16 protein-coding genes are annotated in these 13,193 nt (G+C 75.7%); 10 read left to right on the plus strand and 6 right to left on the minus strand.

Annotation, left to right across the window (positions count from 1 at the left end):
- Nucleotides 1-30 precede the first annotated feature (30 nt).
- The 4 genes from FHX73_RS33290 (at nucleotide 31) to FHX73_RS33305 (ending at nucleotide 3,009) form a co-directional block, all read left to right on the plus strand.
- Nucleotides 31-1,029 (plus strand): serine protein kinase RIO, encoded by a 999-nt coding sequence (locus tag FHX73_RS33290; RefSeq protein ID WP_145909669.1) that lies wholly within the window; start codon nucleotides 31-33, stop codon nucleotides 1,027-1,029.
- A 98-nt stretch (nucleotides 1,030-1,127) separates the two neighbouring features.
- On the plus strand, nucleotides 1,128-2,030 hold the full coding sequence (locus FHX73_RS33295) for an alpha/beta fold hydrolase (RefSeq protein ID WP_145909670.1): 903 nt from the start codon (nucleotides 1,128-1,130) through the stop codon (nucleotides 2,028-2,030).
- A gap of 8 nt (nucleotides 2,031-2,038) precedes the next feature.
- Nucleotides 2,039-2,548 carry an RNA polymerase sigma factor gene (locus FHX73_RS33300; protein WP_246214033.1) on the plus strand — a complete coding sequence of 170 codons (510 nt, stop codon included), beginning with the start codon at nucleotides 2,039-2,041 and terminating at the stop codon, nucleotides 2,546-2,548.
- Nucleotides 2,545-3,009: an SRPBCC family protein gene (locus tag FHX73_RS33305; RefSeq protein WP_145909671.1), complete on the plus strand. Its 465-nt coding sequence runs from the start codon at nucleotides 2,545-2,547 to the stop codon at nucleotides 3,007-3,009. The genes FHX73_RS33300 and FHX73_RS33305 overlap by 4 nt, the downstream gene beginning before the upstream one ends.
- Before the next feature lie 30 nt (nucleotides 3,010-3,039).
- Here FHX73_RS33305 and FHX73_RS33310 read toward each other — a convergent pair whose 3' ends face one another.
- Complete coding sequence (locus FHX73_RS33310) at nucleotides 3,040-3,852, minus strand: LysR substrate-binding domain-containing protein (protein ID WP_145909672.1); 813 nt, start codon at nucleotides 3,850-3,852, stop codon at nucleotides 3,040-3,042.
- Between the two features lie 57 nt (nucleotides 3,853-3,909).
- Here FHX73_RS33310 and FHX73_RS33315 point away from each other — a divergent pair, with 57 nt between their 5' ends.
- Nucleotides 3,910-4,359: a DUF5997 family protein gene (locus FHX73_RS33315; RefSeq protein ID WP_145909673.1), complete on the plus strand. Its 450-nt coding sequence runs from the start codon at nucleotides 3,910-3,912 to the stop codon at nucleotides 4,357-4,359.
- Here FHX73_RS33315 and FHX73_RS33320 read toward each other — a convergent pair.
- The 4 genes from FHX73_RS33320 to FHX73_RS33335 all read right to left on the minus strand — a co-directional run bounded on the left by FHX73_RS33320 (nucleotide 4,338) and on the right by FHX73_RS33335 (nucleotide 8,785).
- On the minus strand, nucleotides 4,338-4,535 hold the full coding sequence (locus FHX73_RS33320; RefSeq protein WP_145909674.1) for a hypothetical protein: 198 nt from the start codon (nucleotides 4,533-4,535) through the stop codon (nucleotides 4,338-4,340). The genes FHX73_RS33315 and FHX73_RS33320 overlap by 22 nt on opposite strands.
- Nucleotides 4,536-4,618: 83 nt before the next feature.
- On the minus strand, nucleotides 4,619-6,835 hold the full coding sequence (locus FHX73_RS33325; RefSeq protein WP_145909675.1) for a HEAT repeat domain-containing protein: 2,217 nt from the start codon (nucleotides 6,833-6,835) through the stop codon (nucleotides 4,619-4,621).
- A gap of 43 nt (nucleotides 6,836-6,878) precedes the next feature.
- A complete protein-coding gene (locus FHX73_RS33330) occupies nucleotides 6,879-8,147 on the minus strand; it encodes a lanthionine synthetase LanC family protein (RefSeq protein WP_145909676.1) in 1,269 nt (422 codons plus the stop codon).
- Nucleotides 8,144-8,785 (minus strand): PhzF family phenazine biosynthesis protein, encoded by a 642-nt coding sequence (locus FHX73_RS33335; protein ID WP_145909677.1) that lies wholly within the window; start codon nucleotides 8,783-8,785, stop codon nucleotides 8,144-8,146. The genes FHX73_RS33330 and FHX73_RS33335 overlap by 4 nt, the downstream gene beginning before the upstream one ends.
- 182 nt (nucleotides 8,786-8,967) lie before the next feature.
- On the opposite strand from FHX73_RS33335, the gene FHX73_RS33340 reads away from it, so the two are divergent.
- The 5 genes from FHX73_RS33340 to FHX73_RS33360 all read left to right on the plus strand — a co-directional run bounded on the left by FHX73_RS33340 (nucleotide 8,968) and on the right by FHX73_RS33360 (nucleotide 12,606).
- A complete protein-coding gene (locus tag FHX73_RS33340) occupies nucleotides 8,968-9,417 on the plus strand; it encodes a ribonuclease domain-containing protein (RefSeq protein ID WP_145909678.1) in 450 nt (149 codons plus the stop codon).
- 71 nt (nucleotides 9,418-9,488) lie between these two features.
- Nucleotides 9,489-10,415, plus strand: coding sequence for a TIGR03619 family F420-dependent LLM class oxidoreductase (locus FHX73_RS33345; protein WP_145909679.1), 927 nt, complete (start codon nucleotides 9,489-9,491; stop codon nucleotides 10,413-10,415).
- Nucleotides 10,416-10,474: 59 nt separating this feature from the next.
- Complete coding sequence (locus tag FHX73_RS33350) at nucleotides 10,475-11,056, plus strand: PadR family transcriptional regulator (RefSeq protein ID WP_145909681.1); 582 nt, start codon at nucleotides 10,475-10,477, stop codon at nucleotides 11,054-11,056.
- 11 nt (nucleotides 11,057-11,067) lie between these two features.
- Entirely contained in the window at nucleotides 11,068-11,592 is a 525-nt protein-coding gene (locus FHX73_RS33355) for a hypothetical protein (RefSeq protein ID WP_145909683.1), read from the plus strand.
- 174 nt (nucleotides 11,593-11,766) lie between these two features.
- Complete coding sequence (locus FHX73_RS33360) at nucleotides 11,767-12,606, plus strand: polysaccharide deacetylase family protein (RefSeq protein ID WP_211786404.1); 840 nt, start codon at nucleotides 11,767-11,769, stop codon at nucleotides 12,604-12,606.
- A gap of 21 nt (nucleotides 12,607-12,627) precedes the next feature.
- Here FHX73_RS33360 and FHX73_RS33365 read toward each other — a convergent pair whose 3' ends face one another.
- Entirely contained in the window at nucleotides 12,628-13,125 is a 498-nt protein-coding gene (locus FHX73_RS33365; protein ID WP_145909684.1) for a DUF5709 domain-containing protein, read from the minus strand.
- Nucleotides 13,126-13,193: the final 68 nt, after the last annotated feature.

A 13,193-nucleotide genomic window follows, 5' to 3' on the forward strand; every position in this document is an offset into this window, starting at 1 on the left:
GGTGGGCCCTCTCCGCAGGAGACCACCGCAGTGCGCGAGCGCTTTTCCGAGTCCGAGTCCTTCACCCGCATCCGCAGCAAGGGCAGCGGCAAGGGCACCGGCAACGGCAACAAGACCGGCGGCCGCCGTTCCTTCGACGACGACGCCTACGACTACCAGCCCTACGACTTCGGCCTCGAACTCGAACTCGACGTCCAGGCCGACGGCGAGAACGAGCACGAGAACGGCACCGGGCACGACGGCCCGCCCGTCGGCGACCGCTGGTCCACCTGGGACCAGTCCACCCCCACCGAGAAGGGCCCGGACCCCCGGCCCGACTGGGTGATCACCGAACTCGCGGCCGTGGACACCGAGTTCGGCATCGTGAAGACCGGCAAGGAGGCCGACGTCTTCCTGCTGGAGCGGGCGGTGCCGGACACCGACCGCCGCACCCTGATGGCCGCCAAGCGCTACCGCGACGGCAACCACCGGATGTTCCACCGGGACGCCGGCTACCTGGAGGGCCGCAGCCACAAGGAGTCCCGGGTCAGCCGGGCGATGGCCCGGCGCACCGAGTTCGGCAAGCAGGTGATCGCCGGCCAGTGGGCCGCCGCCGAGTTCGCCGCGCTCTCCCGGCTGTGGAGCGCAGGCGTGGCGGTGCCCTACCCGGTGCAGATCCTCGGCACCGAGATCCTGATGGAGTTCATCGGCGACGAGAGCGGCACGGCCGCGCCCCGGCTGGCCCAACTGCGCGCCGAGGAGGCCGAGCTGGCCGACCTGTGGGCGCAACTGGGCGACAGCCTCGCCCTGCTGGCCCGGGGCGGGTTCGCGCACGGCGACCTGTCCGCCTACAACATCCTGGTGCACCACGGCCGCCTGGTGATCATCGACGTGCCGCAGATCGTCGACGTGATCGCCAATCCGCGCGGCCGCACCTTCCTGGAGCGCGACGTGCGCAACGTCGGCGCCTGGTTCATCGCGCGCGGGCTGCCGAAGTCGGCGGTGGACGAGCTGTCCCACCGGCTGGCCTACGAGGCCCGGTTGGATTGAACACCGGCGTGACGCGGGTCACAGGATAGAAGTCGCGCTCCCCCGCCTCTTCCTCCCCGGGAGCCCGCACCGGGGCTCGTGCACGAGGAGGAAGAGCCATGGGGGACCGACCGATGCCGCAGCTCGACGGCGTCAGCCACCGGTACGTCAGCGCACGGGGCGTCAGTTTCCACGTCGCCGAGGCCGGTCCGGCCGACGCCCCGCCGGTGCTGCTGCTGCACGGCTTCGCCCAGCACTGGTACGCCTGGCACAAGGTGATCCCGCTGCTCGCGGCCGACCACCGGGTGATCTGCCCGGACCTGCGCGGCTGCGGCTGGTCCGATGCGCCTCGCACCGGCTACCGCAGCACCGAGCTGGTCGCGGACGTGCTCGCCGTGCTGGACGCGCTGGAGCTGCGCGAGCCGGTCCGGCTGGTCGGCCACGAGTGCGGCGGCTGGCTCGGCTTCCTTCTCTGCCTGGCGGCGCCGGAGCGGGTCGCGGGCTACCTCGCGCTGAACACCTCGCACCCGTGGCGCCGGGCCGAGGGCCGACTGCCGCTGGACGCCTGGCGGTTCTGGTACACGGCGTTCTGGGAGTACCCGGGGATCGGCCGCCGGGTGCTGCGGCACTGGCCGGGCTTCACCCGCTTCGTGCTCCGGCACTGGACGGCCGATCCGGCCTGCTGGGAGCCCGAGGTGCTGGAGGAGTTCGTCCAGACCGTCCGCACGCCCGGCCGGTCGCGGGCCGCCGAGCAGTGGCTCTGGCAGTTCGTGCTGCACGACATCCCCGCGCTGGTCACCGGCCGGCACCGCGGGCAGCGGCTGACCGTGCCGACCCTGCTGCTCTGCGGCGACCAGGACCCGGTGACCCGCCCGGCGCGGGAGGTCGAGGGGATCGACGTCCGGGTCGTGACGGGTGGTCACCTGCTCCCGCAGGAGGCCCCGGAGGTGATCGCCGGGGCGGCCCGCGAGCACTTCGGACGCACTGTCACAATGCCCGCAGCCGAGGTCGAACGGGGGTGACGGCGGTGGTGACGGATGGCGAGCCGGGGATCGACCCGCAGCTGGTGCGCGCCGCCCAGCGCGGGGACCCGCTGGCGGTCGCCGAGCTGATGGAGCTGCTGACCCCGTACGTCGGGCGGATCTGCGGCCCGATCGCCCGCCAGGACGGGCCGGACGCCGCCCAGGAGGCGCTGATCGTGGTGCTGCGCGGACTGCGCCAGCTGCGCGAGCCGGCCGCACTGCTCGGCTGGGCCCGGACCATCGCGGTGCGCGAGGCGGTCCGGGTCGCCCAGCGGGCCGGGCGCACCGTCGCCGAGCCGCTCGCCGAGCTGCGCGCGGCCGGCGATCCCCAGCTGGCCGCCGACATCGAGGACACCCTGGCCCGGCTGACCCCCGAGCACCGGGCGGTGCTGGTGCTGCGCGACGTGGTGGGCCTGGACGAGAACGCGGCCAGCTCGATGCTGTCCGTCCCGCTCGGCACGGTCCGGTCCCGGCTGGCCCGGGCCCGGCGGAGCTTTCGGAAGGTGTGGGAGTCGTGACCGAGAACTGGATGGTCGCCGAGCTCGACCCGATCCGCCGGCTGCGGGTGCTGGCCGCCACCCTGCCCGGCGCCTACCGCCACCGCGAGGTGCTGCTGCCCGCGCCGGTCGACCGGGTCTGGGCGGTCGCCGCCGACCTGGAGGGCGAGCTGCCGCACCTGCTGCCGACCGTGCGCAGCTTCCGCTACACCAGCGGCGAGGGCGAGCGGCGCACGGCCCTGGCGGTCGGGCGGTTCGGCCAGCGGGCCGAGTTCGAAGTGGTGCTGCGGCCGGGCTGGTGCCTGATGCAGAGCCGCTTCGTGCTGGGCGCGATGGCCGCCGTCCCGGCGGAGGGGGGCACCCGCTTCGCCACCCTCGGCGGCCTGCGCGTCCCGGGCGCCCGGGTGCTGCGCCCGCTCACCGGCCTGCTCGGCGCCACCGGCCTGCGCCGGCTCGCGGAGCACCCGGCCCTGCGGGACTGAGCAAAGCCCAAAAGCAAACCAGACGGCCGACTACCGCCGCCCGCGCGGCTTGCCCCGCTTGGCGCCCGCCGCGCCGCCGCCCGAACCGGCGCGCGAGCGGGCGGCGGCGGGCTTGCGCGCCGCACCGCCGGGCTTCTTCCCGGCGTCCTGCTTCGGCTTCGCGCCCTGCCGCGGCTTGGCGTCCTGCCGGGCCTTGGCCTGCTGCTTCGGCTCCGGCTGGGCGGCGGCCGAGCGCCCGCGCGAGCTGTTCACCGTCCGGCCCCGGACGATGCCGATGAACTCCTCGACCAGGTCGGTCGTGCGCTCCTCCGGCCAAGCCAGCGCCACCTGCGACTGCGCGGCGTCCAGCACCGGCCGGTAGGTGAGGTCCTTGCGGTGGTGCAGGCGGGCCAGCGACTGCGGCACCAGCAGCAGCCCGACTCCGGCCGCCACCAGCTCGATCGCGTCGGCCGTGCTGGCGGGCCGCTCGAAGCCGGGCGTGCCGGGCCGGGTCTCCCAGACCAGCGTCTCGTCCTGCGGGTGCCAGACCACCTGCTCGGCCAGCTGCTCGACCAGCAGTTCCTCGGCCTCGGTCAGCTCGTGGTCCTTGGGCAGCACCACGACCGTGGTCTCGGTGTAGAGCGGGATCGCACTGAACAGCGTCCGGTCCACCGGCAGCCGCAGCAGCGCCGCGTCGGCGGTGCCGGCGGCCAGCGCCGCCTCGGCCTCGGCGGGGGCGGCGAGCGGGCACGGGACGAACGGAACCTCGGGCAGCCGCTGCTCCCAGATCCGGATCCACTTGCCGGGGGTCACGCCGGGCACGAACGCCAGCCGGAAGTCGGGGGACGCCTGGTTCTCAGTCACGGCCCCAGGCTACCGTCCGTGATCGAGGGCAGTGCACTCTCATCTACCCTGGTGACCATGACATCGCTCAAGCCGAAGACGACCCAGACCATGAAGCCCGCCACCGCGGCGAAGAAGCTCGGTGTGTACCTGCCCGCCACCCCGGCCGAATTCCAGGAGGGCGTCGTCTCCCGCGAAGAGCTGAACTCCCTGCAGACCGACCCGCCGGCCTGGCTGCGCGAGCTGCGCGAGAACGGCCCGCACCCGCGCCCGGTGGTCGCCGCCAAGCTCGGCATCTCGGTCTCCGGCCTGGCCCGGGGTGGCGTCAGCGAGGCGCTGACCACCGCCGAGATCGAGGAGCTCAAGGAGACCTTCCCCGAGTGGCTGCGCGTCGAGCGCAACGTCCAGGCCGAGGTGCGCCGCGAGAGCGTCCGGGTCAAGGAGCTGCACGCCCAGCAGGCCGCCAAGGCCACCGCGCCCAAGGGCGGCCCGGGCGCCAAGGCCGCTCAGGCCGCCAAGCGCGGCTGACGCCCGCCCGGCCGGCCGACCTGGGCGCCCCGGGCCAGGTCGCCGACCTGGCCGCCGCCCAGGCGGCGCGGCACCGCGGCTGGCTCGCCGACTACCGCGGGCTGCGCGAGCGCCTCGACCCGGCCGCCCCCGACACCCCGGCCCGCACCCGCCTGCTCACCCTCGGCCTCGCGCACGAGCAGAGCGGCCTGGCCTTCTGGGAGTCCCTGGCGGCCGACCCGCGGGGCACCGGCGAGCCGCGCTGCCCCCGCGGCGCGACCTACGCCAGCAGCTCCTCGCACTGCCGGAGCAGGGTGTCGTCGGCCTCGCAGTCGTAGCGCACGAAGCTGGTCAGGCCGCGCTCCGCGCCGTCGTTGTTGTGCCGGCGCGGGTGGGCCAGCTCCTCGCGCAGCAGCTCGGCGAACCCCTCCGGCAACGCGCCGGCCTCCCGCAGCAGCGCCTCGGCCAGCATCGGCCGCAGGTCGCGGCGGCGCTGCCAGAGCTCGCCGAGCAGCCGGTCGTCCGCCGGGGTCACCGGCGTCGCGGCCCGGGCCGCGAGCAGCAGCCGGACCAGCTCGTTGTCGGACCCGCCCGCCCCCAGCGCCCGGTCGAACTGCCCGCGCAGCAGCTCACCGAGCGGCGCGGCGGCCGGGCCCAGCGCGGCGGTCAACTCCAGCGCGGCGTACCGGGCCTGCCACTGGTCCGCGTCCTCGACGACCCGGGCGAGCACGGGCAGGTACTCCGCCGCGTCCTGCCCGCCGTGGAACAGCGCCCGGGCGGCGAGCACCCTGGTGCCCGGCTCGGGGTCGGTGAGCAGGTCGCGCAGCACCGGCAGCGCGTCCCCCGGCTCGGGGCCGAGGCCGTGGGCGCGGGAGAGCCCGAGCTGCGGGCCGATGTGCAGCTTGCCGTCGCGCTCGCGGCCCTGCTCCAGCAGCACGGCGAGCAGGGCGCCGATCGTCATGTGGGCGGCGCTCGGTCCGCAGGCGGCCATCGCGGCGATCAGCCGGCCGAGCGTGCGCAGGCCGTCGTGGTCCGTGCCGCCGTCCTCCTGGTTGGCGTCCACCTGCTCGCCGGCGGCCTGGCAGCGGCGGACCAGCGTGAGCAGCAGCTTCGCCGAGTGCGGGCGCAGCCGCTCGCACCAGAGCGCGAGGTCCTCCGGCACCGGCCGCCCTGGCAGCACCCGGCTGAGCTCCCTGACGGCCCGTTCGTCGCCGTGGTTGGCGAGCAGCTGCATGCACTCGCCGGGCAGGTTGCGCTCCCAGCCCCAGCGGCCGTGGTACTGCCCCTCCTCCATGATCACCGCGGCGGTCTCCAGCACCTGCGGGTCGCAGGGCAGTCGGCCCGCGCGCAGCACCCCGGCGGCCCGCGCGGCGAGCTCCTGGTCGGGGTCGGTCAGCAGGGCGCCGAGCAGTTCGGCGGTGGCGGCGGCCCGGTCCGGCGAGGTCCGCCAGCCGGTGTGCAAGGTGCCGGCCCGGTCGACGGCACGGCGCGGGCCGTTCGGGTCGCCGTGCCGCAGGGTGTGCAGCACCAGCTCGTGCCGCAGCTCCACCCGGTCGCCGAGCGCGGCGTGCAGGCGTTCGAGCGCCTCGGCGGTGCGCTGGTCGGCGCCCTCGGCGAAGCTCTCGGCCCGCAGTTCGCGCAGGTGGGAGAGCAGGGTCGGGGTGTCGGGCCGGGGCTCGGGGGCCGGCTCGGCCGGGCGCTCGCGGGCCCGGTCCAGCGCGGCCGTCGCCCGCTCGGCCGTGTCGGCGGGCAGCAACTGCGGGTGGTTCCGAGCCAGTTCGGCGAGCGCGGCCAGCTCGGTGCCGGGGTCGCCGCCAGGCTCGGCGAGCACCAGCAGGGCGGCGCCGGCCCGTTCGGCCGAGGCGGCGTCGGCAGCGTCGAGCCGCCCGGCGAGCGTGCCGATCGCCTGGGCGAGGGCGTGCCGCACGGCGCCGTCCGGCTCTTCGGCGGCCCGGGCCAGCAGGGCGTCGAGCACGGCGCCGGGCTGCTGGTGACGGTTCGCCAGCAGCTCGGTCGCCGCGCCCCGGACGTCCGGGTCCTGGTCGGCCAGCAGGCCGGTCAGCGGGGGCAGCAGCTCGGCGAGCAGCCGGTGGGCCAGCATGCCGTGGGCGAGGCCGACCTCCTCGTACCACTCGTCCTCCGCCTTGGCCTCGGCGATCACCGCGTGCGGGTCGGTGATCCCCTCCTCCGCGCCGAGCTCGGCGCCCGTCGCGGCGCTGTGCCCGATGCTGTCGATCAGCCGGAGCACGCCGTCCCGGTCCGCGCCGCCGGGTTCGGCCGCGATCGCGCACAGGAACGGCAGGCAGGCGAGCGTGGAGTCGTAGACGTCGCCCTGGTGGTGGACGCCGCCGTAGAGCGCGTCGAGCGCGCCCTCACGGGTCGCCGGGTCGGCCGCGGTGAGGGCGCGCAGCAGGTCGGGCACATCGGTGGCGGCGCCGTAGGCGTGCGAGAGGCCCGCCCAGTCGATCCCGTCGAGGCCCTGGAACAGGTCGTGCATCGGTGGTTCCCCCGTGTGGCGCTGAAGAGTTCGCGCCAGTAGATCACGGGTCCATGACGGCACGGGGGGTGGGCCGCCGGGCCGCCGGGTGGTCCGGCCAGTCCACCGCGTACCCGGGGGCGCCGTCGGCCACCGTCCGGGCGTAGCGCAGCAGTTCGCGCGCGATGCCGGCGTTTCCCATCGCCCAGCCGGTGGTCGGTTCGAGCAGGCTGGGGGTGCGGCGGTGCTCGGTGTTGGACCAGCGCACGCCGTCGCCGTCGATGGTGGCGCGGTCCAGCAGGTCGGCGACCAGGGTGTCGGCGAACTCCGGCCGGTCGCCGTGCTCGACGATCCGGTCGCAGGCCAGGGCCAGCACGCCGGCGGTGCCGCAGCAGCGTCCGCTGTTGTCCCAGAAGCCGGGGCGCAGCCGGGCCGGCAGGCCGCTGCGGGTGACGGTGTGCCAGCAGCGCTCGGCGAGCGCGGCCCAGGCCGGATCGCCGAGCAGGGCGTGCAGTCCGCGGAAGACCTGGGCGTCGCCGGCGGGGCCGTGGCACCAGCCGTAGCTGTAGCGCTCGATGCGCTCCGGTTGGTCCTGGGGGTCGGAGTGCGGGACCAGGAAGCCGGCGGGGCCGGCCTCGTCGCGGGCCACCACGTCGGCGGCGCCGGCCAGCGCGAGCTCGACCAGGTCGGCGCGCCCGGCCGCCCCGCCGACGGTGGCCAGGGCGTGCACCACACCGAGGGTGCCGTGCGAGAGGTGGTGCAGCCGGGCGTCCGCGCCGAGCTTGGGCTGCCACTGCACGCCGTGCCCGGTGGGTTCGGCGGTGCGCAGGTACGGCTCGACGGCGAGCACGGCGAGTTCGGTGTCGCCCGCGGCGAGCGCGGCCAGCGCGATGCCCGCGTTGCCCTTGAGCAGTTCGAAGCCCGGCTCCCAGCGGGTGCCGTCGAACCGGGCGCGCAGCAGGCCGAGCGCGCGGCGGGCGGCGCGGCCGGCGGCCGGGTCACCGAGCCGCTGGTGCACGGCGTGCAGGGCGACGGCCAGGCCGGCCAGGCCGAAGGCGAGCGAGGAGTACTCCCAGCCCTGCTCCACGGCGGTGGCGACGCTGCGCGCGCCGCGCAGCGCGGCCTGCCCGTAGCGGTCGGCGCCGAACTGCCGCTGCCCCTCCAGCAGGGCCAGCACGATGCCCGAAGTCCCGCTGTACAGGACGGGGTTGAACTCGGGTTCGGAGGGCCGGGTGGGCCAGGAGAGGCCGCCGTCGGGGGTGGGCAGCGCGGTGTGCAGCAGCCAGTCCAGTGCGCCGGCGCCGGCCTCCTCGGCCCGCTCGCCGAGCGTCACCGTGCCACGCGGCCGCCGAGCACGGCCGTGCCGTCGCCGAGCGGCCGGGCGAACAGCTGCGAGCCGGTGCCCTGAGTGATCGTCACCTGACGACCCAGCTGCTCGGCCAGTTGCAGCGCGGCGGCGCCGGTCGCCTCGTCCTCGTCGACGCCGTCGCCGCGGCCGGGGAAGGCGCGGGCCCGGACCAGGCCGGCCGACTCGTCCTGCCAGGCCCAGGCGTAGATCCACTCGCCGGGCTCGGGCACGGTGAGCGCCGCCACCTCCTCGGGCGTGGCGTACTGGCGCAGGGTGCGCGGCAGGGCCCAGTCGGGGCGGGCGGTGATCCAGGTCAGCTCGCCCTCGCGGTGCACCGGGATCTCGCCGGCCTCCAGCACCAGCCGGTCCGCGCCGAGCACCCAGGCGGCGCCGATCAGCGGGTAGCCGGCGAACGGGAGCCGCACGCTGGGCGTGTAGATGTCCACGGTGCCGCGCTGCGGGTCGTCCACGAAGATCGTCTCGCTCAGGGCGAGGCGGCGGGCGAGCTCCTGACGCCGCGTCGGGTCGGGTATCGCGGCGCCGTCGGGCACCACCGCGAGGACGTTGCCGTGGTTGCCGTCGGCGTCGGTGAAGACGCGCACCAGGGTGATCTCAGGGTCCATGCCGGGCAGTCAACCACACCGGTGCCGACCGGACCGGCCGACTGCGCGTCAACTCCGCGACGCCGCGGGTCCCACCGGCGGGTGGCAACCGCGCCGTCCGGTGGCGCGGCGGCTGGACCGGCCCCGGCGGCCCCGGTTCCCTGGCTGCTGGCACCTTCACGTCCCCCAGAGGAACCACCGTCATGCCCACCTCCCACCGCCGCCCGCGCCCGCCCCGGGGCCGGTCCGCAGTCACCGCCCTGATGCTCGCGCTGGCCATGGCCGCCTTCCCGAGCTCGGCTTCCGCCGCCGGCACCCGCGCCGTCGACCCGCCCAGCCAACTCACCGCTCTCCCGGCCCAGGTCGCCCGCGCCTGCGGGCTCTGGCACGACCAGCTCGACTGGCCCGCCACCGTGCGGCCCGTCGACTACCGCCTGTCGGACGGGCGGTACCTGCGCGGCGGCAACGAGTACGACAACCGCGACGGCGACCTGCCCGCCGCCACCGGCTACCACGAGTACGACGTCAACCCCCGCCCCGCCCCGAACACGCGGCGCGACGCGGAGCGCCTGGTGCGCGAGGTGGCGACGGGTCAGGTCTGGTACAGCGCCGACCACTACGCCGACTTCACCGAGATCCTCGGCGGCTGCTGACCCTTCGCGAGACGCCGGATCGCCCGGCGGCGTTCAGTGAACGTTGATCCGGTCCTGGCAGGCTGGCGCCCATGCACATAGGACTCTCCATCCCGCAGTACGGCCGGTTCGCCGACCCCGCGCTCGCCGCCCAGGTCTCCCGCACCGCCGAGGAGATCGGCTACGACAGCCTCTGGGTCGGCGACCGGCTGCTGGTCGCGGCCCAGCCGCAGAGCCGCTATCCGGGCGGCGACGGCAGCACCCCGGAGCAGCACCAGCTCTTCCTCGACCCGCTGACCATCCTCACCGTCGCCGCCACCGCCACCAGCCGGGTCCGCCTCGGCAGCAGCGCCCTGAACGCGCTCTTCCAGCCCCCGGTGCTGCTCGCCCGGACCCTGACCACGCTCGACCGGGTGAGCGACGGCCGGTTGGACGTCGGGCTCGGGCTCGGCTGGTCGCGCGACGAGTTCCAGGCCGTCGGTGTCCCGTGGGCCGGGCGCGGCGCGCGGCTGGAGGAGACCCTGGACGTGCTGGAGCGGGTCTGGGCCGACGGGGAGCTGATCGAGCACCAGGGCGAGCAGTGGAACGTGCCGGCCTCGATCGTCCGGACCAAGCCGGTGCAGCGGCCCCGGCCGCCGCTGCTGCTGGGCGGGTTCAGCGCCGCGACGCTGGCCCGGGTCGGCCGGCGCGCCGACGGCTGGCTGGGCGCGGGCCTGCCCGTGCCGGTGCTGCGGCAGATGTGGCGCACCGTCAGGCAGCACGCCGAGCAGGCCGGGCGCGATCCGGAGGCGCTGCGGCTAGTGGTGCGGGTCAACCCGGTGCTGACCGCCGAGCCCGCCCCCGAGTCGCAGGTGCCGCAGCGCGGCAGCTTCGGCCAGCTGGTCGGCTACCTCACCCACGTGGTCGAGGCGCTGGGCGCCGAGCTGCTGATCGACCTGCACTTCACGGCGGGCGACGCCGAGGAGTACCTCGCCCTGGCGGCCGACCTGCACGATGCGCTGCGCAAGGCGGCCGACTGACCGTCAGCTCCCGGGTGGTCCGCTGGGGGCCGGTCCATTTCGACTGTTAGATTCCGACCGTGCCCCGCAAAGCGCTCGACAACCCGATCGTGCTCGCCGTGCTCGGCCTGCTCCTGGAGCAGCCCGCGCACCCGTACCAGATGCTCGCCGAACTGCACGGCCGCAGCGCGCACCACGCCGCGGCCGTGACCCGGGGCACGCTGTACAACACGGTGGCCGCGATGGCCGAGGCCGGCTGGTTGGCCGACCAGGGGCAGCAGCGCTCCGGCAACCGCCCGGAGCGCACCGTCTACTCCCTCACCGAGGCCGGCCGGGCCGAGCTGGTGCGCCGGCTGGACCAGCAGATCCGCACGCCCGAGCGGGAGTTCTCGCAGTTCCTCGGCGCGGTCGCCTACCTGGGCGCGCTCGGCAAGTCCGGCGCCCTGACAGCGCTCGCCGAGCGCACCGACCGGCTGGCCGAGCGCACCGCCGAGGACGAGCGGCGGCTGGCCGAGGTGCTGGCCTCCGGCATGCCCCGGCTCTTCATGATCGAGGCGGAGTACGCGATCGCCCAGGCCCGCTCCGAGCTGGCCTGGCTGCACGAGCTGGCCGAGCAGGTCGCCGACGGGCGGCTGGCCTGGCCGACCTCCCCCACCGGGTAGGCTCCGCCCCCATGGACCCGCAGGCACCGTTCACGGACGACGAGAGCGAGGTCTGCTGGTACTGCCCCTCGCTGCGCCACCCGGCCGGCGGTTTCGACGTCCACCCGGGGCCGAGCCCGCAGTGCCCGTTCGACCCGGCCACCGGCTTCCGCTTCACCCCGGCCGGCGTTCCGGTCTGCGTGCACCCGGGCAAGGTCGGCCTGCCCGCCGCCCGGTACGCGACCGACCGGCTCCCCGTGCCCGCGCCGGCGCCCCGCCGCCCCGACCCGCGCCCGCTGCGCGCCCACCCCGACGAGCTGCCGCCACCGCCACCACCGCTCCAGCCGCTGCCGACCGGGGCGACGGACGCCGAGGTGCTGGCCGGCGCCCGCCCCGAGGTGTCCGAAGGCCTGCTCGCCCTGCTCCGCGCCGAGTTGGCGAACGGCGCCGACGACTTCGACGGGGCGATCGCCGGCGCCGAGCGCGCGGCGACCGGGCGCGGGTTCCCGGTGGAGTCGGTGGTGGAGGCGATGCGCAGGGTGCTGGGCGGCGGCTGACCCGCCCCGCAACCGGGCGACCCTCGCAGGGCGTCCTGGCGTCCAGCGGGCTCGCAGACACGGCGAGCCCGCGCCTGGGAAAACTCCCAGCTGGTCATAGGATGATCCGACCAGGGCTGACGGCGCAGCCGGTCCACGACCCGCGCCCAGCCCGCCCGGGGAGGAAGCACCACCATGGAGGGCCCAGTGCCGATACCGCCGCACGTCCCGCACCCGCGCCGCCACCTGCTCCGCTGGGGCGCGGCCGGCGCCGCCTCGCTCGCCGCGGCCGCCCTGGCCGGCTGCTCCGACAGCGCCCACGCGCACGGCGCGGCGCCCGAACCCTCCGACTCCTTCTCCCCCGGCCCCGCGAGCAACCCCTCGGCCGCCGCCGGCCTGCCCACCCCGCCGGTCGCCTCCCCCGTCGCCGCCCGCAGCAAGCCCGTCTTCAAGGTGCACGACCTGCTGCCCGACGCCCCGTCCGACGCCATCGCGCTCACCATCGACGACGGCCCCAGCGCGCTCTACACCCCGCAGATGCTGGCCCTGCTGCGCCAGTACGACATCCGTGCGACCTTCTCGGTGGTCGGCATCGAGGCGCACGCCCACAAAGACCTGATCAAGGCCATCGCCGCCGACGGCCACATGATCGCCAACCACACGATGACCCACCCCCAGCCGTTCTCGAAGCGCACCGCCGCGCAGATCGAGCAGCAGATCGTCGACGCCCAGTCGGTGATCGTGGACGCCGGCGCGCCGGCCCCGACCCTGTTCCGCTCCCCCGGCGGCGACTGGTCCACCGCCGTGTACGACACCGTCGCCAAGCACGGCATGATCCCGATCGACTGGGACGTGGACCCCCGCGACTGGTCCCGCCCCGGCGTCCCGCACATCACCGAGAAGCTGATGGCCGCCCACCCGGGCGACATCCTGCTCTGCCACGACGGCGGCGGTGACCGCTCCCAGACCCTGGACGCCCTGAAGTCCGTCCTCCCCGCGCTGAAGGCCAAGGGCTTCACCTTCGTGACGCTCTGACCCCGCGTCGGCCGCGCCCGCTCAGCGGTAGTCGTCGCCGGGGCGCACGCCGGTGTCCAGGTCGTCCAGCATCGTGTAGCGGATCGCCTCGGAGAGGGTCTGCGGGTCGGTGGCGTCGTCCAGCTGGGCGTCGGCGTCCTGGTCCTCGTCGGTCAGGTGGATCGCCGCCTCCTCGGCGCTGGCCGCGCCGCCGTCCGGGCCGACGTCCCAGCCGTGGGTGTCGTCGGTGTCCGGGACCAGCCGGCCGGCGCGCGGGCGCGGGCCCTGGGCCCAGCGGTCGTCCACCGACGCCGGGACGGCGTCCGGCTCCTCGGCGGCCAGCTGCTGCTCCAGCGACTCGCCCTGCTGCGCCTCGGCGGCCGTGGTCCCGTACGAGTTCGCGCCCTGGTAGCCGCCGGCGGTGTTCAGGCCGGTGTCCAGCGGGTCGTCGTCCAGCCGGTCGGTCTCCAGCGAGTCCGCGGGCTGCAGCACGCCGTCGTCCTCGACCGCGACGAAGTCCCGGTCGTCCCAGTCGGTCATGGCACACCATTCCTTCCGGCGCCCGCCCGTGGACGGCTGGCGGCATGAGGCGTGCGACTTTCGCACAC

Origin of the sequence: Kitasatospora viridis, assembly GCF_007829815.1 — a bacterium.
Lineage (GTDB): Bacteria > Actinomycetota > Actinomycetes > Streptomycetales > Streptomycetaceae > Kitasatospora > Kitasatospora viridis.